The sequence below is a fragment of the Streptomyces sp. NPDC050416 genome, assembly GCF_044458845.1.
In the GTDB taxonomy this organism is placed as follows: Bacteria; Actinomycetota; Actinomycetes; order Streptomycetales; family Streptomycetaceae; genus Streptomyces.
Genome location: NZ_JBITII010000005.1, coordinates 547,149 through 566,405, shown reverse-complemented (window position 1 = coordinate 566,405; position 19,257 = coordinate 547,149). Strand labels below are relative to the sequence as shown.

Here is a 19,257-nt window from a genome sequence, read left to right as displayed (position 1 = left end):
GATCCGTACGGCGGGCCGGGACGGTCCTGCTCACAGCGTCAGCAGCATCGCCACCATCGCGATCCCCATGGACAGCCGGCAGGCCCGCGCCAGCTCCGGCCGGTCGCCCCACCCGGCGGACCCGCCGCCCCCGGCCCCACTGCCCGCCATGGCGGCCACCGGCACCAGCCGGACGCCGGTCACCAGCACGTATCCGGCGAAGTAGAGCAGCAGCGCACCCGTCAGGAGCGGAACCCCCGATCCTCCCTGTCCGTGGGCGTGTGCGGGAGCGCCCGCCATGACGACGGACATGTAGACCATGGCCCCGGCCGCCACCAGGTGGTGGAGGTGGTGCGCACCGGTCCGCGCCGCCCGCAGCGCGGGGACCGCGGCCGCCCCGAACAGCACCGCGTAGGCGGGCCAGGCCCACGGCGGCGGAGTGAACACCGCCGCCGGCACGGCCATCGCGGCCATCCCGAAACCCATCAGCGCCTCACCGCCCGCGGCGCCGCGCTCCTCCCCGGCGCCGCTGCGCATCCGCACCAGGCAGTAGGCGCCGGTCACCGCGCAGAGCGCCACCAGCAGCCAGCCGGACGTAGCCGTTCCGTGCACGCGCGTCCTCCCCGCTCGACGGTCGGTCACCTCGGCAGTCGGTCCATCGATGCCCGGGCCGTGCGGCGCGCACGCGAGCGCAAGGATGTACACGGGGAGCATTCGACGGTGCGCGGCAGGTGAGGAGATATCCTTTACAAGTAAAACACCTGCTAATCTTGTGCTTCATGAGTCCCTTGCGCAGTGCGACCTCCGCTTCCCCGCCCGCCCGGCGTCTCCCGCTGGCGGGCGTGCTGCGCGTCGGCCGTCCCTCGGACATCTGGTTCAAGCCCGCGCTGAGCGTGGTCGCGGCGATCGCCCCGCCCAACCTGACCCTGCTGGCGCTCGGCCGGCTCGACCTGGCGATGTACACGATGGCCGGATCCCTCTGCGCGCTGTACGCCCACAACCGGCCCTACGCCGCCCGGGCCGGGGCCCTGGTGTGGGTGGTGCTCGGCATGCTCGGCGGGCTCGCCGTCGCCCTGGTCGCGGCCTCGCTCACCGGCAGCGCCGTCGTGCTGGTCACCGTCGGCGCACTGCTGGCCGCCGCGCAGAAGGCGCTGTGCGACGCGACCCGGGTCGGACCGCCCGGCCATGTCGTCCTCACGTTCGTCAGCTCCGCCTCGCTCTTCGCGCCGCAGACCCTCGCCCAGGTCCCCGGTCATCTGGCACTGGCCGCCGCGACGGGTGGCTGGGCCTGGCTGGTCTGCATGGCGCCCGCGATGGTCCGCCCGCACGGCCCTGAGCGCCGCGCCACCGCCGCCGCGCTGAAGGCCGCCGCCGCGTACGCCGACATGAGCGGCACCGGCGGCACCGGCGAGGGCCGGGCCCGGGCCCGCGCTGCGGGCTACGCCGCCGTGCAGGCCGCCTGGCAGTCGCTGCTGTCCACGGGCGCCGGGTTCCGTACCCGGCGCGCGCTCGAACGGCTCGTCGTCCGTGCCGAGGTGGCCCTCGCCGCACCGGCGGAGGCGGACGCCGGCCGGCTGCGGGCATGGGCGGACGCGCTGCGCGGCACCGGGCCCGTCCCGCAGGCCGGGCTGCCCCGGGCGGCCGCCGACGAACTCGTCGGTGTGGACGCCGCCCGCGGCCTCTGGGCGCGGCTCGGCCCGCTGTCTCCGCTCGCGGTACGCACCGCGCTCGGCTGCGCGCTCGCCGGCTACGCCTCCCTGGCCCTCGGTATCGGCCGCCCCTACTGGGCCCTGGTCACCGCCGCCTCGCTCTACCAGGCGAACATCACCCTGACCTGGAGCCGGGCCGTCCAGCGCGTGGTGGGCAACGTCGTCGGAGTGCTCGTCTTCGCGGCCGTCGTACCGCTCGCGCACCTGGGCGAGGCGGCCCTCGTGGTGTGCTGCCTCGCCTTCAGCTTCGGCGCCGAGCTGCTGATCAGCCGCAACTACTGGCTCGGCAGCGTCTGCGTGACCCCCATGGCCCTGCTCATCACCGAATTCGCCGGGTACCAGAAGCCGGGCGAGCTGATGACCGAGCGGCTCGTGGACACGGTCGTCGGTGCCCTGGTCGGCTTCGCCGCCGCCGTGGCCGTCACCAACCGGCGGGCGGGCGACCGGGTCGAACGCGCCCTGACCGCCGCCGACCGGGCCCGCGAGCGCGCCGCCCGCCTCCTGGCCGAGCCGCACCCCGACCCCGCCGCCCTGGAGGCCGCCCGCCGCGCACTCGCCGTCGCCCTGGCCGATCTGCGCGCCACCGCCGACGCGGCGGCCGGCGAATGGTGGCAGCGCGCCCTGCCCCAGGAGCGGGTCGTGCTCGCCGAACAGTCCGGACACCGTACGCTCGCGGCGACGGCACGACGCCAGGGGCTGCTCCCGGACCTGGGCACGGACACGAAGACGGAGGACGCACGGCCATGACGGCGACGGAGGGACCATCGCCCAACGGAGGCGGCACCGGGGACGGCCCCCAGCCGGCGACGGGGGCCGTGGGCCCGGGGCCGGGGGCGGAGGTTTCTGCCCTGGGCAGGGGAGCTTCCGCCGCTCAAGCCGGCCAGGGCAGCGATGCCTCTGCGGCTGATGGGAATCCGGGCCGTGAGGGAGCTGCGGCTCCGGCCGGTGAAACCCCTGCGGCCGGAGCAGGCCTGGACGGTGAGCCCCCGGCGGCTGGACGGGCACCGGTCGGTGAGCCCCCCGCGGCCGGGCGGGAACCGGTCGGTGGGGACCCGGGCGGGCCGCGGCGGGGCGATACCGTCGCCGGCGTCGTCCGGCAGTGGCAGGCCGTTCATCCCGGGCTCGACACCGGGCCGATGGAGATCATCGGGCGGATCAACCGTTGCGCCGCCCTCCTCCAGCAGGCCGAGGACGCGCCGCTGCGCAGGGCGGGGCTCACCCGTCCCGAGTTCGATCTGCTCGGCGCGCTGCGCCGCACCGGGCACGAGCTGACGCCCGGGGAACTGGCCCGGGAGACCTTCTCCTCGGGCGCCGCCGTCACCAAGCGCCTCAAGCAGCTGACCGAACGCGGCCTGGTCGAACGACGGGGAGACACCCGCGACCGCCGTGTCGCCCATCTCCGCCTCACCGACGCCGGACGCGAACTCGTCGACGGCATCCTGCCCGCCCAGCTCGCCTACGAGACCGCCGCCCTGTCCGGCCTGGATGCCCCCGAGCAGAGCGAACTGGCCATCCTGCTGGGAGAGTTGCTCGCCCAGCTGGAAGGCCGTCTGGGCGCGCTGCGGAGTTGACGCGTCCACCACGGCCCGCCCGTACCGTCAGAGCACGTCGTGCGCTGTGCGGCGGTGTGTGGAGCGGCGGTCGTCGATCGCCGGCCAGCGGTCGCCGTAGACGTTCCCGGTGATGGCCGGATCACGGAGGAAGTCGTGCGGGAAGCCCAGCGGCACCGCGCTCACCTCGTCGAGACGGGCGAGGGCGTCCGCGTCGAGGCGGACGTCGACGCTGCCCAGATTGTCGGCGAGCTGGCTCTCCTTGGTCGCGGCGATGATCGGGACCACGTTGCCCGGCCGGGCCAGCAGCCACGCGAGCGCCACCTGGGCCGGACTCCAGCCGCCCTGCTCCGCGACCTCCAGGACGGCGCTGATCACCGCCTCCTCATGCGGGTCGACATCCCCGCCCGTGGTGTCCAGCCGCCCGGTCTCGCCCCTGCGGTACTTGCCGGTGAGCTTCCCGGCCGCGAGCGGCGCCCAGGCCAGCACCGCCAGATCGAACGCCCGGGCCTGGGGCAGCAGTTCGCGCTCCGGGGCCCGATCCAGCAGGCGGTAGCGCAGCTGCGATCCGGCGAACGCGGTCCAGCCCCGCAGCTCCGCCATCGTGTTGGCCTGCGCGATCTCCCAGGCCGGCCAGTCCGAGACACCGACGTACAGCACCTTGCCCGTGCGGACCAGGTCGTCGAGCGCCCGCATGACCTCCTCGACGGGCGTGAAGTTGTCCCGGGCGTGCACCCACAGCACGTCCAGCCGGTCGGTGCGCAGCCGCTCAAGGCTCGCCTCCACCGACTGGACCAGGTTCTTGCGGTGGTTGCCGGCGGCGTTGACGTCGCCGTCGCGGATCGCGCAGGTGTACTTGCTGGCCAGTACGAACGTGTCGCGCCGGCCCTGGAGCAGCTCGCCCAGGATCCGCTCCGAGCTGCCGTCGGTGTAGTTGTTGGCGGTGTCGATGAAGTTGCCGCCGGCCTCCGCGTAGGCGTCGACGATCCGGGCGCTGGCCTCCTTGCCGGCGCCCCAGCCCCAGTCGTCGCCGATGGTCATGGCGCCGAGGCTGAGCTCGCTCACGCGCAGACCGGTCTTGCCGAACAGTGTGTAACGCACGGTCTTCCCTCCGGGCAGGTCGTCCGCACGACGCTATGAGCTGGAGCGCACTTCAACGCAAACCACGGCCCCGGCGTCACACGCCTTCTTCAGCCCTCGTCGCCCGCCCGGTACACACCGAACATCGCCCCCTGCGGGTCCCGCAGCACCGCGATGCGCCGGCCGCCGGGCAGGGAGGTGGGGACCATCAGGACGTCGCCGAGCTTCTGGACGACGGCCGTCGTGGCGTCCACGTCCGCCACGGCGAAGTACGGCAGCCAGTGCGCCGGAACCTCCGGCGGGAACTTGTCGTCCATCGTCACCATGCCGCCGAAGTCCGCCCCGTCGACGCCCCACTGGGTGTACCGCTCCGCGGCCTTGACGGTCCAGCCGAAGACCCGGCTGTAGAAGGCCACGGCCTGTTCGGGATCCCGGGTGTACAGCTCGGCCCAGCCCAGCGAACCCGGCGCGTTGAACAGCCCGGCACCCGGGAAGGTGCCCGCCTGCCACAGCTGGAACAGGGCACCGCCCGGATCGGCGGCCACCGCGAACCGGCCCGCGTCGAGCACGTCCACCGGGCCGAACAGCACCGTCCCGCCCGCCTCGATCACCTCACGGGTGGTGGCATCGGCGTCGGTCACCGCGAACGACACGTTCCACGCGACCGGCTGCGACGGCTGGTACAGCGGGGCGAGCGCGGCGACGGCCGCGTCCCCGAGGTGCGCGACGGTGTAGCCGCCCACCTCCTGACGCGGGTCCGTCCTGGGCCGCCAGCCGAACAGTCTGGTGTAGAACCGCTGGGCCGCCTCCAGGTCGGTGGTCCCGAGCTCGGTCCAGCAGGGCCCGCCGGTCACCGGTGCGTCGAGCTTCATGGTGTTCCTTCCGCAGGGAGTCCCCGGGCATGGGCCTCTCCAGCACGCTAAGCCGCAGCCCGTTCTCCCTGCCATCCGAGGAAACCCACTGGTGTTCCGCACCGGCCCCGGCCTACCCTCGTCCCGTACCGCACCGCGTGGCGGCCTCCAGCTCCTTCACCCTGCCCGGAGGTTGTCCCATGCCCGCGCTCGAGGTGCGCCCCTTCCGCCGAGCCGACCGCGACCAGCTCACCGACCTGGTCAACATGCACGTGGCGGCCGTCGTCCCCGGAGTCTCCGTCTCGGTGAACACCGTCCTCAGCGACCTGGAGCGGCAGCCAGGCGAGTTCATCACCGACCCGTGGGTGGCCGAGCGGACGACGCTCGTCGCCGAGCAGCGCGAGTACGTCGTCGCCGCGGCCCATCTGCTGCGCTACCGCGCCGACGCCGAGGTGGGGGAGGCCTACCGGGACGCCGCCGAGATCAACTGGTTCGTGTGCCGTCCGGCGGCGTCGTTCTGGCCGGACGCCGACCAGGCCGCGGACTTGCTGATGCGGGCGTGCCTGGCACAGTTCGCACGCTGGAACGCCCGCGTCCGGTACGCCGACGGCGCGCTGCCCGCCCCCCTCGTCTACGGCCTGCCCCGCAACTGGCCGCACATCCGGGCCGTCTACGAACGCGCGGGCTTCCGGCACGCCGGGGACACCGAGGTCATCCTGATCGCCCGGGTGGCCGACCTGCCGGAGCCCGAGCCCCGGCCGGGTGTCACGGTCGAGCGCACACTGGGGGAGTGCGGCACCCGCTTCACGGCCCGCGCCGGCACCGGCGCCCCAGGGGGTGTCCGTAGAGTCCCGCCTGCCCTGCGACGCCCGGCACGCCCTCTCGCCGCACCGGGCGAACACCCGCGTACAACCAGTACGCGGGCGTCCGCCCGGCAGGCCGAGAGCCCGCACCGGACGCCGCCGGGCCCGCCCTCCGGGCGGACGGCGGGACTTTACGGACACCCCCTGGGCTTCGTCGAGATCGACACGGCCCTGGCCCGCCCGGAACGGCACGCCCGCGCCGCCGGTCTGGCCGACATCGGCAACCTGCACATCGACCCGGCGCAGCACGGCACCGGACTGGAGCACTGGCTGCTCGCCCAGGCCGCCGACTGGCTCCGGCTGTGCGGCGTGGACCGGCTCGTCGCCTACGAATCCGCCGCCGACAGCACCATGCTCGGGCACCTGACCGGCGCGGGCTTTCGCGAACTGACCCGGACCGACCGGGGCTGGGAGCACCGCCCCGGGTGACCTCAGATGCCCGGCCGGTAGCGCATCGGGTGGTCCGCCGGGACCTCCACCAGCACGATCGGCGTCCCGTCCGGATCCGCGATCCACATCTCGACCAGCCCCCAGGGCTCCTTCACCGGCGGCCGGACGATCTCCACGCCCTTCGCCCGCAGCTCGTCCTGCGCCGCCGCCGCGTCGGCGACCTGGAGCCACAGCCGCGTGGCCGGCACGGGCGGGGTCTCGGACCGGCCCGAGACCTCCAGGAAGCCTCCGCCGAGGAAGTAGACGGTGCCGCGTTCCGGCCCCGTACCGAACTCCCGGTACACGGCGAGCCCGAGCTGTTCACCGTAGAAGGCACGGGAGCGCTCGGGGTCGGTGGGACGGAGCAGAATCCGGCTGCTGAGTACATGCACCATGCACCGGAGCCTAGTGGCGGAGTTACTCTCATCCCTGCCCGCGCGCCCCACGAAACGGAGACCTGCCCATGGACACCGCCGCCACCGGACTGACCTTCCGCGATGCCACGGACGCCGACGTGGACGAGCTGGTCGCGCTGATCGAGTCGGCGTACCGGGGCGACGCGAGCCGGGCCGGGTGGACCACCGAGGCGGACATCCTCCAGGGGCAGCGGACCGACCCGGAGGGGGTGCTGGCCGTCATCAAGTCGCCCGACGGCCGGCTGCTGACGGTGGAGCAAGAGGGGCGGATCGTCGCCTGCTGCCAGCTGGAGCACCGGGGAGACCACGCCTACTTCGGCATGTTCGCGGTCAGCCCGCGGCTCCAGGGCGCGGGACTCGGCAAAGTGATCCTCACGGAGGCGGAGCGGCTGGCCCGTGAAACGTGGGGTGCGACGGAGATGCACATGACCGTGATCTCCGTACGCGACGACCTCATCGCCTGGTACGAGCGGCGCGGCTACCGCCGTACGGGACGGATGACCCCGTTCCCGTACGGCGACGAGCGCTTCGGCGTCCCGCAGCGCGACGACCTGCAGTTCGAGCTGCTGGTCAAGGAGCTCGCCTGACCGCTAAGCGGTGAAGCGGCCCGTGCGCTTGATGTCCGGGTGGTCGGTGGTCGCGCCGTCCAGGCCGAAGGCGCGGACGAGACGCAGATGGTCCTGCGTGTTCACCACCCAGCCGATGATCCTCAGGTCGGCCTTGCGGGCCCGCTCCACGATCTCCAGGGTGAGCCGCCGGATGTTCAGGCAGACGGTCTCGGCACCGGCCGCGACCGCGCGGTCCACGATGTCGGTGCCGTAGCGGCTGGCGATCAGCGCCGTGCGCACACCCGGCACCAGTGGCTTGATCTCGGCGATCGCCTCATCGTGGAACGAGGACACCTCCACCCGGCCGGCCAGCCCGCGCCGGTTCATCACCTCGGCCAGGGCCCGCGCCGCCTGCGCGTCCTTGATCTCCGCCTGGAGCGGCGTCCGCACCGCGTCCAGGACCTCCTCGAAGACCGGCACCCGCTCACCCCGGCCCGCGTCCAGGGCCCGCAGTTCGGCGAGGGTCTTCTCGGCGATCGGCCCGGTGCCGTCGGTCGTGCGGTCCACGTCCGTGTCGTGCATGACGACGAGCGCGCCGTCCTTGCTCAGATGCAGATCGAGTTCGATGGCGTCGAGACCGGCCTCTTGCGCGGCGACGAAGGACCGGAGGGTGTTCTCGGGTTCCACACCCATGACTCCGCGGTGACCGATGGTGAGGAAGTTCAAGACGCGACTCTCTTCCGTCGACAGGCGGCACTGGGGGCCTGACGGCCCACCTGACCGTATCGCCTGCACCCGCCCTGTGCAGAGGGCGAGGGCATGGTCGGCGCGCGTGCGGGCAGAAGGGTGACCGGCAGGAAAAAGTGCGGTGAAGGGCCGGGTGAGGCAGGATAATTTCCCGAGGTGGCCCTTGCTGGGAGGAACCTCGTACGTATACGGTCGGCGTACGCGAGATTCTCCCGTGGAAGGTGTGACATGACGGAAATTCTTGTGCAGGTGGGTTCGGAGGAGCGGGTTCCTCCCGTGGCCAGGGTGGTGGAGCACCCGGCATGGCCCGTGCTCAAGGATGCCGTGGAGCGGATCCGGCCATGGCAGTCCAAGGACGGGTCGATCGACTTCGACGCCGAGGGCGCGCCCGACCGCGCCGACGCCGAGCTCGCCGTCCGCCGGGTCACGGACGCGGTCCTGGAGCTCTCCCCGCTGCTCCCGCACGACCGCGCCTACCACGAGGCCCTGGCCAAGGATCTGACCCGGTGGGCCGACGGCGGCTTCCAGGTGCCCGACTTCCTCGACTCGCTGCTGGCCTTCCAGCCCGCCGCCAACCGCGCGGACGGCCTCCAGCACCTGGTCGTCTTCCCGATGTACACGCAGAACGGCAACCCGGACCGCAACCTCGAAGCGGTCGTGCTGCGCATGGTCTGGCCGGACTGGCTGGCCGAACTGGAGCGTACCCGCTACGACAACCCGCTGTTCTGCGGCATCAAGTTCGAGGACTTCACGGCGGGCTACGACACCAACTCCGCCGTGCTCTTCCCCGAGACCATCGCCGTGCGCGAGGCCCCCGAGCGGTTCAGCTGGGGCGGCATCTTCTGCGACCGCGAGGCCGCCCGCTTCCGCCGGGTCACCGACGCCGCCGTCGAGATCCTCGGCCTGGAGCTGCCCGAGGACGTCGCCGCGATGGTCCACGACCAGAAGCGCTGCGAGGAGGCGTTCGTCCTGTGGGACATGGTCCACGACCGCACCCACAGCCATGGCGACCTGCCGTTCGACCCGTTCATGATCAAGCAGCGCCAGCCGTTCTGGATGTACGGCCTGGAGGAGCTGCGCTGCGACCTCACCGCCTTCAAGGAGGCCGTGAAGCTGGAGAGGGACGGTGTTCCCCAGGCCCGTGACGTGCAGGTCGCGGTGCTCTTCGACCGTATGTTCCGCTTCCCGGTCACCGGTGAGCGCGTGCGCAACTACGACGGCCTCGGCGGCCAGCTCCTCTTCGCCTACCTGCACAAGCACGACGTCGTCCGCTGGCGGGACAACAAGCTCTCCATCGACTGGGAGCGCGCCCCGCAGGTCACCAACGAGCTGTGCGCCGAGATCGAGCAGCTGTACCGCGACGGCATCGACCGCCCCAAGCTCGTCCACTGGTTCGCCGGGTACGAGCTCGTCTCCACCTACCTCGCCCCGCACCCGGGGTCGAAGTGGGCCAAGGGCCCGGACGCCCTGGATCTGACGCAGCCGCCGCGCAAACTCGTCGATGACGTGCTTCCGGACGAGTTTCCGCTGAGCATGTTCTATGAGGCACTGTCCAAGAAGCTCAAGAACGTGATCGCCTCCACCAAGGGCATCACGGCGGACGGCGCCGAGCGGATCGCCGCGTGAGCGATCGGCGAAGCGAGAACACGGCTCAGGAGGCGAAGACCATGGCGGGGAACGGGGCGCTCAGCGGCGCGGTGATCGCGGTGGCCGGAGCGGGAGGACCCGCCGGGCGGGCCGCGCTGCTCAGGCTGGCCGAGGCGGGGGCGACCGTCATCGGCTCGGACAACGATCCGGAGCGGCTGGCGGAGGCGGTGGACGCGGCGAGTTACGCGACCGGCGGCGCCACCGTCACCGGTGACACGGTCGACCTGCTCGACCTGCGGGCCACCCGAGACTGGGCCACCCGCATCGAGAAGGACTTCGGCCACGTCGACGGCCTGGTCCATCTCGTCGGCGGCTGGCGCGGCAGCGAGACCTTCACCCGGACCAGCCTCGACGACTGGGACTTCCTGGAGATGCTGCTCGTGCGCACCGTGCAGCACACCTCCCTCGCCTTCCACGAGGCGCTCCAGCGCAGCGACCGCGGCCGGTACGTGCTGATCAGCGCGGCGGGCGCCAGTAAGCCCACCGCGGGCAACGCCGCGTACGCCGCCGGCAAGGCGGCGGCCGAGGCGTGGACGCTGGCCATGGCCGACTACTTCCGCAAGGCCGGGGGCCCCGAGGGCCCGACCTCGGCGGCTGCCATCCTGGTGGTGAAGGCACTGGTGCACGACGCGATGCGCGCCGAGCGACCCAACGCGAAGTTCGCGGGCTTCACCGATGTCAAGGACCTGGCCGAGGCCATCGTCGAGGTCTGGGAGAAGCCCGCCGCCGAAGTGAACGGAAACCGTCTGTGGCTCACCGAGAAGCCGTGAACCCGCCGAAGACCGACGCCCGTCGCCATCACGACCCCGAGGTCCGCGGTTTCGCCAGCGACAACTACGCCGGGGCCCACCCGGAGGTGCTCGCCGCCCTGGCCCTGGCCAACGGCGGGCACCAGGTCGCCTACGGCGAGGACGCGTACACCGAGAACCTCCAGCACCTGGTCCGCAGCCACTTCGGGCCCACGGCCGAGGCGTTCCCGGTCTTCAACGGCACCGGCGCCAACGTCGTCGCCCTCCAGGCGGTCACCGACCGCTGGGGCGCGGTGATCTGCGCCGAGAGCGCGCACATCAACGTCGACGAGTGCGGGGCGCCCGAGCGGGTCGGCGGCCTGAAGCTGCTCACGGTGCCAACGCCCGACGGCAAGCTCACCCCCGAGCTGATCGACCGGCAGGCATACGGCTGGGACGACGAGCACCGGGCGATGCCCCAGGTCGTCTCCATCGCCCAGGCCACCGAGCTGGGCACGGTCTACACGCCGGACGAGATACGCGCCATCTGCGAGCACGCCCACGCGCACGGCATGAAGGTGCACCTGGACGGCTCCCGGCTGGCCAACGCCGCGGCCACCCTGGACGTCCCGATGCGCACGCTCACCAACGCCGCCGGCGTCGACCTCCTCTCCCTGGGCGGCACAAAGAACGGCGCCCTGTTCGGCGAGGCGGTCGTGGTCCTGAACCAGGACGCCGTCAGCCACATGAAGCACCTGCGCAAGCTGTCCATGCAGCTCGCCTCCAAGATGCGCTTCGTGTCGGTGCAGCTGGAGGCCCTGCTCGCCCGGGACCTGTGGCTGCGCAACGCCCGCCACTCCAACGAGATGGCCCAGCGCCTCGCCGAGGGCGTACGCGCCGTGCACGGCGTGGAGATCCTCTACCCGGTGCAGGCCAACGCGGTGTTCGCCCGCCTGCCGCACGACGTGAGCGAGCGCCTCCAGAAGCGGTTCCGCTTCTACTTCTGGGACGAGGCCGCGGGCGACGTCCGCTGGATGTGCGCCTTCGACACGACCGAGGAGGACGTGGACGCGTTCGTCGCAGCACTGAAGGAGGAGATGGCCCGCTGAGGCCGCCACCCGCCCGCTGCATAAGTATGCGGAGAAGTGAAAATGGATTGACCGGGTGGAGATCTCGTCCCTATGCTCTGCGTGCATGCAGCTGATCCAGGAAACCCCGGACCTCTCCGCCTACTTGGCCGCTGACGAGGCGATAGACCATCACCATCCGCTCGTTCGCGAGACAGCGGCCCAGCTGGCCAGAGGTGTGGCGAACTCGTATGAGTATGCGAGGGCGGCGTTCGAGTTCGTGCGTGACACGATTCCGCACTCGCAGGATGCGGGCGACCCGCGCGTCACCTGGCGCGCCTCCGACGTCCTGGAACAGCGCACCGGCATCTGTTACGCCAAGGCCCACGCGCTCGCGGCGCTGCTCCGGGCCGAGGACATCCCGACCGCTTTGTGCTACCAGACGTTCGACGTCGTGCACGGTCTGGTCGCCGTGCGGTTCAACGGGGCATGGCACCGGCAGGACCCCCGGGGCAACAAACCCGGGGTGGACGCGCAGTTCTCCCTCGACGGCGAGCGGCTCGCCTTCACGCCCGATCCGGCACTCGGCGAGACCGACTGTCCGGTCCTGTACGCCGCGCCTCACCCGGTCGTGCTCGACACCCTCAAGTCGGCCGTCGACCGGCCCCACTTGTGGAGGACACTTCCCACCGCGCTCTGAGGCGGGGCCGGAGGCCGGGCCGACCGGCCCCGGGTGTCAGTGCGCCTCGGTCTCCCGTACCTGCTCCGGCGTCGGAGCCGTGCCGCCGAGGTGGGCCGGCATCCACCAGGTGTCGTCCGGGCCCTTCGGGCGTACGGGGTAGGCGCGCTGGGCGGCCTCCAGGAGTTCCTGGACGCGCTCACGCAGCTGACGGGTGATCGCGCCGGCGTACTTGTCGCGGGAGGCCTCGATCGCCTCGCCGACCCGGATCGTGATGGGGATGTGGCTGCGCTTGAAGTTGCGGGGGTGGCCCTTGGTCCACAGCCGCTGCGTGCCCCACACCGCCATCGGGATCAGCGGGACGCCGGCCTCCTGCGCCATGCGCGCGGCACCCGACTTGAAGCTCTTCAGCGTGAACGACTGCGAGATGGTCGCCTCCGGGAAGACCCCGACGATCTCGCCCGACCGCAGCGAGTCGAGGGCGTGCGCGTAGGCCGCCTCGCCCTGCTTGCGGTCCACCGGGATGTGCTTCATCCCGCGCATCAGCGGGCCCGAGATCTTGTGGCGGAAGACGGACTCCTTCGCCATGAAGCGCACGAGACGTTTCTGCGGCAGCGCCGCCAGGCCGTTGAAGACGAAGTCCAGGTAGCTGATGTGGTTGCTCACCAGCACGGCGCCGCCCGAGCGCGGGATGTTCTCCGAACCCTGACAGTCGATCTTGAGGTCCCACGCCTTGAACAGCGTGCGGGCGAAACCGACGACGGGACGGTAGACGAGCTCTGCCATGGGCGGGTCGGACCCTTCCTGCTCTGCCTGGGAAGGGATTCCCAGTGGAAGTTACGCAGCCGTAGGTTTACGGCTTGTCGCAGATCGTGCCCCAAGAACGGCCGGGTAGCCAGCCCCCGTGCCCGCGCGGGAGGAGATTCTCGTCACGTAGTCGCCGGATCCCACCTCGTGCTTTTACGCGCCCATTACTCCGCGCGTACCGTCACCCGCCGCATGAGCAGGTACATCTCGCACCCCATGCAGTACCCGAACGCGGCGTTCAGGAAGGCGGCCGCGAGTGCGGCGCCGGTCGCCGCGAGACCCAGCCAGCCGGGCCCCAGGGCGTAGCCGACAAGCCCGAGTCCGGCGAAGACCAGCCCCACCGCCTGGGCGAAACGCGGCGGTTCGGGCGCCTCGAACGCGCTCGGCGGCCCGAGTCGCGGTCGTACGGCCTTGGCGAACAGCAGGCCGTAGGGCGACCGGGCCACCCCGCCGGCCGCGCCCAGCAGGAACGCCAGCGTCTGCCACGCCAGCAGCCACGCGCTCCCCGTGACCAGGACGACCGCCAGGACGACGGTCGTCACCGCCGCACCGAAACGCGGCCCTCGTGCATCGATGTCCATGGGAACCAAGCATTCCGCACCACGGGCCGCTGGGGTGGGCGGGAATCTTTGCGGTCTCGTGAACGCTTGCAGCAGGTGATGACCGGACTGGTGGTGTGCGTACTGGTGCTCGCGGCGGCGAGCGCCTACGGAGTGCTGCGACGGCGGCGGAGCGGGAGAGTGCGGGTGCGCGGGCGGGACGACGGCAAGCGGCTATACGCGGCCGAGCTGGGCGCGGACCTGGGGGAGCGGGCCACACTCGTGCAGTTCTCCAGCGCGTTCTGCGCGCCCTGCCGGGCGACCCGGCGGGTCCTCGGCGAGGTCGCCGGCATGGTCCCGGGCGTGACCCACGTCGAGATCGACGCCGAGGCCCATCTGGACCTCGTACGACGGCTGGACATCCTCAAGACCCCGACCGTGCTGGTCCTCGACGCCGACGGCCGGGTGGTGCGGCGGGCCACCGGCCAGCCGCGCAAGGCGGATGTGATCGCCGCGCTGGGGGAGGCGGTGTGAGGGACGTGACCCGGTCAGTGAGTCATCTCCCACATCGGGGAACGAACTTGACTGCGCCAACCATTTATCGTCAGCCTGACCCCATGCCTGCGGACCTTCTCGCCACGCCCGACCTCCTGCGCTCGGTCTTCCGGCGGCACGCGGCAGGGGTCGCCGTGATCACCGCCCGTGGCGACACCGGCCCGGTGGGCTTCACCGCCACCTCCCTCGCCTCCGTCTCCGCCGAGCCGCCCCTGCTGTCCTTCGGGATCGGCACCGGCTCCTCGAGCTGGCCCGTGATCGCGACGGCCGGCCATGTCGGCGTCCACATCCTCGGCGAGCACCAGCAGGAACTGGCGGCCACCTTCGCTCGCAGCGGAGCCGACCGCTTCGCGCCGCCCACCGTCTGGCGGGACGGACCCGAGGGGGTCCCCGTGCTCGACGGCGTGCCGGCCTGGCTGGTGGGGCGGGTCGTCGCGCGCGTGCCCGCCGGAGACCACTGGATCGTGATCGCGGAGGTCGTGCACGGAGACGACGCAGGCACCGGGCGGCCGCTCCTCTACCACCAGGGGCGTTACAACCGCCTGCGCGACTGATCCGTGCGTCCCCCGGGCTGCGTGACGGTCGAGTTCCGGTTACGCTGCGTTGCGAAGGTCACAGTTCAAAGCGCTTGCTTAGCGGGAACGAACTGGGTGTACTGACGAGTAATATTTCGCTCGGAGCGTGGATCGCCCCGACCGGGATCGGCCGCTTGAGGCGCCTATGCTGCCTGCGAGTAGGCAGCATGGAAATGACGATGCAGTAGGAGAGCCGGCGTGAGCTTGAGGATCGTTGTCACTGTGAAGTACGTGCCCGACGCCACTGGCGACCGGCACTTCGCCGATGACCTGACCGTCGACCGGGACGACGTGGACGGTCTGCTCTCCGAGCTCGACGAGTACGCGGTCGAGCAGGCGCTGCAGATCTCCGAGAACTCCGACGACGACGTGGAGATCACCGTCCTGACGGTGGGCCCCGAGGACGCCAAGGACGCCCTGCGCAAGGCGCTGTCCATGGGCGCCGACAAGGCGATCCACGTCGAGGACGACGACATTCACGGCACCGACGCCATCGGCACCTCCCTGGTTCTGGCCAAGGCGATCGAGAAGGCCGGCTACGACCTGGTGATCTCCGGCATGGCCTCCACCGACGGCACCATGGGCGTCGTCCCCGCGCTGCTCGCCGAGCGTCTGGGCGTGCCGCAGGTGACCCTGCTCTCCGAGGTGTCGGTCGAGGACGGCACGGTCAAGGGCCGCCGCGACGGCGACGCCGCCTCCGAGAACCTTGAGGCCTCCCTGCCGGCGGTCGTGTCGGTCACCGACCAGTCGGGCGAGGCGCGTTACCCCTCCTTCAAGGGCATCATGGCGGCCAAGAAGAAGCCGGTTCAGTCCTGGGACCTGTCCGACCTCGACATCGAGGCGGAGGAGGTCGGCCTGGAGGGCTCCTACACCACCGTCGAGAACGTGGCCGAGCGTCCGGCCCGTACCGCGGGCACGATCGTCAAGGACGAGGGCGAGGGCGGCAAGCAGCTCGCTGAGTTCCTCGCGGGCCAGAAGTTCATCTGAGCCCCGCATTCGCTGACCGCCCCTCATCTTTCGCAAGCAGGAGAGAAGAAGTCCCATGGCTGAAGTTCTCGTCTACGTCGACCACGTGGACGGTGCCGTCCGCAAGCCCACCCTGGAGCTGCTGACCCTGGCCCGCCGCATCGGCGAGCCGGTCGCCGTCGCGCTGGGCAACGGCGCCGCCGACACCGCCTCCGCCCTCGCCGAGCACGGTGCGGTGAAGGTGCTCACACACGAGGCGTCCGAGTACGCCGACTACCTGGTCGTACCGAAGGTGGACGCCCTCCAGGCCGCGGTCGAGGCCGTGTCCCCGGCCGCCGTGCTGGTGCCGTCCTCCGCCGAGGGCAAGGAGATCGCCGCCCGTCTGGCGCTGCGTCTGGGCTCCGGCATCATCACCGACGCCGTCGACCTGGAGGCCGGCGACGAGGGCCCCGTGGCCACCCAGTCGGTGTTCGCCGCGTCCTTCACCACCAAGTCCCGTGTCTCCAAGGGCACCCCGGTCATCACGGTCAAGCCCAACAGCGCGGCCGTAGAGGCAGCCCCGGCCGCCGGTGCGGTCGAGGCGCTGTCCGTGACCTTCTCCGACCAGGCCACCGGCACCAAGGTCACCGGCCGTACGCCGCGTGAGTCGACGGGCCGTCCGGAGCTGACCGAGGCCGCGATCGTGGTCTCCGGCGGCCGTGGCGTCAACGGCGCGGAGAACTTCGCGATCATCGAGGCCCTCGCCGACTCCCTCGGCGCGGCCGTCGGTGCCTCGCGCGCCGCCGTCGACGCCGGCTGGTACCCGCACACCAACCAGGTCGGCCAGACGGGCAAGTCGGTCTCGCCGCAGCTGTACATCGCCTCCGGCATCTCCGGCGCGATCCAGCACCGCGCCGGTATGCAGACCTCGAAGACGATCGTGGCGATCAACAAGGACGCCGAGGCCCCGATCTTCGACCTGGTCGACTACGGCGTCGTCGGCGACCTCTTCGACGTCGTCCCGCAGCTGACCGAGGAGATCAAGACCCGCAAGGGCTGATCGACTCCGTTTGTGGAAGGCCCCTGTGACCGTACGAACGGTCATGGGGGCTTCTTCTCATCCCAGGGTCATCGAGGCCTGCACCGGCAGGTGGTCGCTCGGGTACGTCCCGTCCATGGAGAAGGTGTTCATCCCGGCCCAGTGCGTGGTCACCCCGGGCGTGGTGAGGATCCAGTCGATGCGCCGCCCGCCCGGCTTGGGCCCCCGGTAGCCGTGGTGCGTCCCGTACGCCGGACCCCGCGAGGCCGCCGCGTCCCAGGCGTCCACCAGTCCGATGTCCAGCATGAGGTCGTACACCCGGTTGGCGTGGGCCTCCGCGTTGAAGTCGCCGGTGACGATGACCCGTAACGACCGGTCCCACCCGGCGATCGTCTCGCCGATGAGCCCCGCCGAGCGTTCCCGGGCGTACTGGCTGACGCTGTCCAGGTGGGTGTTGAGGACGTAGAACTCCCGTCCCCCGTCGGCGCGATCGGCGAAACGGACCCAGGTCACCATGCGCAGCCAGTCCGCGCCCCAGGTGTTCGAGGCGATCGTGTACGGGGTGTCGGACAGCCAGAAGTGGTCGAACTCGATCGGGTCGAGTCTGCGCGTGTCGTAGAAGACCGCCATGAACTCGTCCTTGCTGCCGCCCCCACGTCCGGTGCCGATCCAGTCGTAGTGCCCGCCGAGATCCTTCTCGATCGCGCGCACTTGCCGGTAGAGCCCTTCCTGAGTGCCGATGACGTGCGGTCGCTCGCGGCGCAGCAGTTCTCGCATCACCGGTCGGCGCACGTCCCAGCGCGGTGTCGTGTCGACGACGGTCCCGAAGCGCACGTTGAACGTCATGACGTTCAGGGCGCCCGGGTGCTCGCCGGCGGAAGCGGGCGGTGTGGGGCCCGCGGTGGTGAGCAGCGGCCCGGTGATGGCGGCGGCCGCCGCCGCCTTGAGCCCGTGGCGGCGCGTCACTCCGACCTCGTTCGGCACGTGATCTCCCTCCCCTTGCACGTCAGGATGACGCTTGCCTTCTGAATACGGAAGAAGACGGCGGGTCGACAGTGGCCAAAGGTGAAGGATGGGGAACACCACTTCAAGACGGTGTTGACCAGGCGGAAGGGTGGCCGATAACTTCGCTCTACGGATTGTTGATTCCGTAGAGCGGAAAATAGGAGGGTCTCGGAATGGGTCAGGGCCAGCAGGAGAAGGTGGCGACGAGCCTCGCGGGCGCCGTCAGCGAGGAGATCAGCGCCTCCCTCGCGCCGGTCGACGCCGAACTGGAGCGCCGCTACCCCGGAGACCCCGGCACCCGCCAGCCCGTCCACACCGTCTACGTCCCCGGTGATGTCTTCGCCGCCGACACCCTCCGCTCCTGGGGCGACCGGGCCCTGGCCGCCCTCGACGAACACGCCCCGGACGCCGCGTCCTTCGCCGCCGTCCTCGGCCTCTCGGACGAACTCGCCGAGCCCGTCCACGCGCGCGTGCGCGCCAAGCTGGAGCGCGAGCCGATCGAGGACCTGCGCGTCGACTTCGAGGACGGCTACGGCAACCGCCCCGACGCCGAGGAGGACGAGGACGCGGCCCGCGCCGCCCGGCTGATCGCCGAGGCGTACGAGGACGGCACCGCGGCTGCGTACATGGGCATCCGCATGAAGTGCATGGAGGTGCCCGTACGGGCCCGGGGCATCCGCACCCTCGACATCTTCCTCACCGGCCTGATGGAGGCCGGCGGACTGCCCGGCGGACTGGTCCTCACCCTGCCGAAGGTGACCTACGCCGAGCAGGTCACCGCCATGGCGCGGCTGCTGGACGCCTTCGAGAAGACGCACGGCCTGGAGCCCGGCCGGATCGGCTTCGAGATACAGATCGAGACCAGCCAGTCCATCCTCGCCGCCGACGGCACCGCCACCGTCGCCCGCATGATCCAGGCCGCCGAGGGCCGCGCCACGGGTCTGCACTACGGCACCTTCGACTACAGCGCCTGCCTCGGCGTCTCCGCCGCCCACCAGGCCAGCGACCACCCGGCCGCCGACCACGCCAAGGCCGTCATGCAGGTCGCCGCGGCCGGCACCGGCGTCCGCGTCTCCGACGGCTCCACCAACGTCCTGCCCATCGGCCCGACCGAGAAGGTGCACGCCGCCTGGCGCCTGCACTACGGCCTCACCCGCCGCGCCCTGGCCCGCGCCTACTACCAGGGCTGGGACATGCACCCCGGCCACATCCCCACCCGCTACGCGGCCGTCTTCGCCTTCTACCGCGAGGGCTTCGAGCAGGCCGCCGCCCGCCTCGCCCGCTACGCCAACCGCACCGGCGGCGACGTCATGGACGAGCCCGCCACCGCCAAGGCCCTCAGTGGCTACCTGCTGCGCGGCCTGGACTGCGGCGCCCTGGACATCGGGGAGGTCGCCCGGCTGACCGGTCTGACCCGCGCCGACCTGGAGAGCTTCGCGGTGCCCCGGCGGGGGAACCTGACGGCGTCCGCCTGACCGCTTCTCCCCGGGCCTGCCCGG

21 protein-coding genes are annotated in these 19,257 nt (G+C 71.5%); 13 read left to right on the top strand and 8 right to left on the bottom strand.

What is annotated here, in order from left to right:
• Window positions 1–30 precede the first annotated feature (30 nt).
• A complete protein-coding gene (locus ACIBL4_RS19235) occupies window positions 31–591 on the bottom strand; it encodes a DUF5134 domain-containing protein (RefSeq protein ID WP_399411485.1) in 561 nt (186 codons plus the stop codon).
• A gap of 167 nt (window positions 592–758) precedes the next feature.
• On the opposite strand from ACIBL4_RS19235, the gene ACIBL4_RS19230 reads away from it, so the two are divergent.
• Together ACIBL4_RS19230 and ACIBL4_RS19225 are read left to right on the top strand one after the other, a co-directional pair.
• On the top strand, window positions 759–2,435 hold the full coding sequence (locus ACIBL4_RS19230) for an FUSC family protein (RefSeq protein ID WP_399411483.1): 1,677 nt from the start codon (window positions 759–761) through the stop codon (window positions 2,433–2,435).
• A gap of 224 nt (window positions 2,436–2,659) precedes the next feature.
• Window positions 2,660–3,259 carry a MarR family winged helix-turn-helix transcriptional regulator gene (locus ACIBL4_RS19225; protein ID WP_399411601.1) on the top strand — a complete coding sequence of 200 codons (600 nt, stop codon included), beginning with the start codon at window positions 2,660–2,662 and terminating at the stop codon, window positions 3,257–3,259.
• 27 nt (window positions 3,260–3,286) lie between these two features.
• On the opposite strand, the gene ACIBL4_RS19220 is transcribed toward ACIBL4_RS19225, so the two are convergent.
• Window positions 3,287–4,339: an aldo/keto reductase gene (locus tag ACIBL4_RS19220; protein ID WP_399411481.1), complete on the bottom strand. Its 1,053-nt coding sequence runs from the start codon at window positions 4,337–4,339 to the stop codon at window positions 3,287–3,289.
• 89 nt (window positions 4,340–4,428) lie between these two features.
• Window positions 4,429–5,190, bottom strand: coding sequence for a VOC family protein (locus ACIBL4_RS19215; RefSeq protein WP_399411479.1), 762 nt, complete (start codon window positions 5,188–5,190; stop codon window positions 4,429–4,431).
• A 179-nt stretch (window positions 5,191–5,369) separates the two neighbouring features.
• On the opposite strand from ACIBL4_RS19215, the gene ACIBL4_RS19210 reads away from it, so the two are divergent.
• Window positions 5,370–6,461: an N-acetyltransferase gene (locus tag ACIBL4_RS19210; RefSeq protein WP_399411477.1), complete on the top strand. Its 1,092-nt coding sequence runs from the start codon at window positions 5,370–5,372 to the stop codon at window positions 6,459–6,461.
• Window positions 6,462–6,463: 2 nt separating this feature from the next.
• Here ACIBL4_RS19210 and ACIBL4_RS19205 read toward each other — a convergent pair whose 3' ends face one another.
• Window positions 6,464–6,856 carry a VOC family protein gene (locus ACIBL4_RS19205; protein ID WP_399411475.1) on the bottom strand — a complete coding sequence of 131 codons (393 nt, stop codon included), beginning with the start codon at window positions 6,854–6,856 and terminating at the stop codon, window positions 6,464–6,466.
• Window positions 6,857–6,924: 68 nt separating this feature from the next.
• Between ACIBL4_RS19205 and ACIBL4_RS19200 the strand changes: the two genes are divergently transcribed.
• Complete coding sequence (locus tag ACIBL4_RS19200; protein WP_399411473.1) at window positions 6,925–7,464, top strand: GNAT family N-acetyltransferase; 540 nt, start codon at window positions 6,925–6,927, stop codon at window positions 7,462–7,464.
• Window positions 7,465–7,467: 3 nt separating this feature from the next.
• On the opposite strand, the gene ACIBL4_RS19195 is transcribed toward ACIBL4_RS19200, so the two are convergent.
• The gene (locus ACIBL4_RS19195) at window positions 7,468–8,151 is read right to left on the bottom strand and encodes a glycerophosphodiester phosphodiesterase (protein WP_399411471.1); all 684 of its coding nucleotides are present in this window, start codon (window positions 8,149–8,151) and stop codon (window positions 7,468–7,470) included.
• 249 nt (window positions 8,152–8,400) lie between these two features.
• On the opposite strand from ACIBL4_RS19195, the gene ACIBL4_RS19190 reads away from it, so the two are divergent.
• The 4 genes from ACIBL4_RS19190 to ACIBL4_RS19175 all read left to right on the top strand — a co-directional run bounded on the left by ACIBL4_RS19190 (window position 8,401) and on the right by ACIBL4_RS19175 (window position 12,314).
• Window positions 8,401–9,798, top strand: a complete 1,398-nt coding sequence (locus ACIBL4_RS19190; RefSeq protein ID WP_399411469.1) for a DUF6421 family protein — start codon at window positions 8,401–8,403, stop codon at window positions 9,796–9,798.
• 41 nt (window positions 9,799–9,839) lie between these two features.
• Complete coding sequence (locus tag ACIBL4_RS19185) at window positions 9,840–10,589, top strand: SDR family NAD(P)-dependent oxidoreductase (protein ID WP_399411599.1); 750 nt, start codon at window positions 9,840–9,842, stop codon at window positions 10,587–10,589.
• Window positions 10,586–11,656 carry a threonine aldolase family protein gene (locus tag ACIBL4_RS19180; RefSeq protein WP_399411597.1) on the top strand — a complete coding sequence of 357 codons (1,071 nt, stop codon included), beginning with the start codon at window positions 10,586–10,588 and terminating at the stop codon, window positions 11,654–11,656. Before ACIBL4_RS19185 ends, ACIBL4_RS19180 begins: the two co-directional genes overlap by 4 nt.
• An 85-nt stretch (window positions 11,657–11,741) precedes the next feature.
• Window positions 11,742–12,314: a transglutaminase domain-containing protein gene (locus ACIBL4_RS19175; RefSeq protein ID WP_399411467.1), complete on the top strand. Its 573-nt coding sequence runs from the start codon at window positions 11,742–11,744 to the stop codon at window positions 12,312–12,314.
• A 36-nt stretch (window positions 12,315–12,350) separates the two neighbouring features.
• Here the strand turns inward: ACIBL4_RS19175 and ACIBL4_RS19170 are convergent, their stop codons facing one another.
• Both ACIBL4_RS19170 and ACIBL4_RS19165 read right to left on the bottom strand, forming a co-directional pair.
• Entirely contained in the window at window positions 12,351–13,079 is a 729-nt protein-coding gene (locus tag ACIBL4_RS19170; RefSeq protein ID WP_399411465.1) for a lysophospholipid acyltransferase family protein, read from the bottom strand.
• A gap of 185 nt (window positions 13,080–13,264) precedes the next feature.
• A complete protein-coding gene (locus ACIBL4_RS19165; RefSeq protein WP_399411463.1) occupies window positions 13,265–13,681 on the bottom strand; it encodes a DUF4395 domain-containing protein in 417 nt (138 codons plus the stop codon).
• Between the two features lie 78 nt (window positions 13,682–13,759).
• On the opposite strand from ACIBL4_RS19165, the gene ACIBL4_RS19160 reads away from it, so the two are divergent.
• The 4 genes from ACIBL4_RS19160 to ACIBL4_RS19145 all read left to right on the top strand — a co-directional run bounded on the left by ACIBL4_RS19160 (window position 13,760) and on the right by ACIBL4_RS19145 (window position 16,774).
• On the top strand, window positions 13,760–14,173 hold the full coding sequence (locus ACIBL4_RS19160) for a thioredoxin family protein (RefSeq protein ID WP_399411595.1): 414 nt from the start codon (window positions 13,760–13,762) through the stop codon (window positions 14,171–14,173).
• Window positions 14,174–14,256: 83 nt separating this feature from the next.
• The gene (locus ACIBL4_RS19155; protein WP_399411461.1) at window positions 14,257–14,748 is read left to right on the top strand and encodes a flavin reductase family protein; all 492 of its coding nucleotides are present in this window, start codon (window positions 14,257–14,259) and stop codon (window positions 14,746–14,748) included.
• A 219-nt stretch (window positions 14,749–14,967) separates the two neighbouring features.
• On the top strand, window positions 14,968–15,756 hold the full coding sequence (locus ACIBL4_RS19150; RefSeq protein ID WP_399411459.1) for an electron transfer flavoprotein subunit beta/FixA family protein: 789 nt from the start codon (window positions 14,968–14,970) through the stop codon (window positions 15,754–15,756).
• Between the two features lie 55 nt (window positions 15,757–15,811).
• Window positions 15,812–16,774, top strand: coding sequence for an electron transfer flavoprotein subunit alpha/FixB family protein (locus tag ACIBL4_RS19145; RefSeq protein ID WP_399411457.1), 963 nt, complete (start codon window positions 15,812–15,814; stop codon window positions 16,772–16,774).
• Between the two features lie 57 nt (window positions 16,775–16,831).
• Here ACIBL4_RS19145 and ACIBL4_RS19140 read toward each other — a convergent pair whose 3' ends face one another.
• On the bottom strand, window positions 16,832–17,737 hold the full coding sequence (locus ACIBL4_RS19140) for an endonuclease/exonuclease/phosphatase family protein (RefSeq protein ID WP_399411455.1): 906 nt from the start codon (window positions 17,735–17,737) through the stop codon (window positions 16,832–16,834).
• Window positions 17,738–17,931: 194 nt separating this feature from the next.
• On the opposite strand from ACIBL4_RS19140, the gene ACIBL4_RS19135 reads away from it, so the two are divergent.
• Complete coding sequence (locus ACIBL4_RS19135) at window positions 17,932–19,233, top strand: DUF6986 family protein (RefSeq protein ID WP_399411453.1); 1,302 nt, start codon at window positions 17,932–17,934, stop codon at window positions 19,231–19,233.
• The last annotated feature ends 24 nt before the right edge of the window (window positions 19,234–19,257 follow it).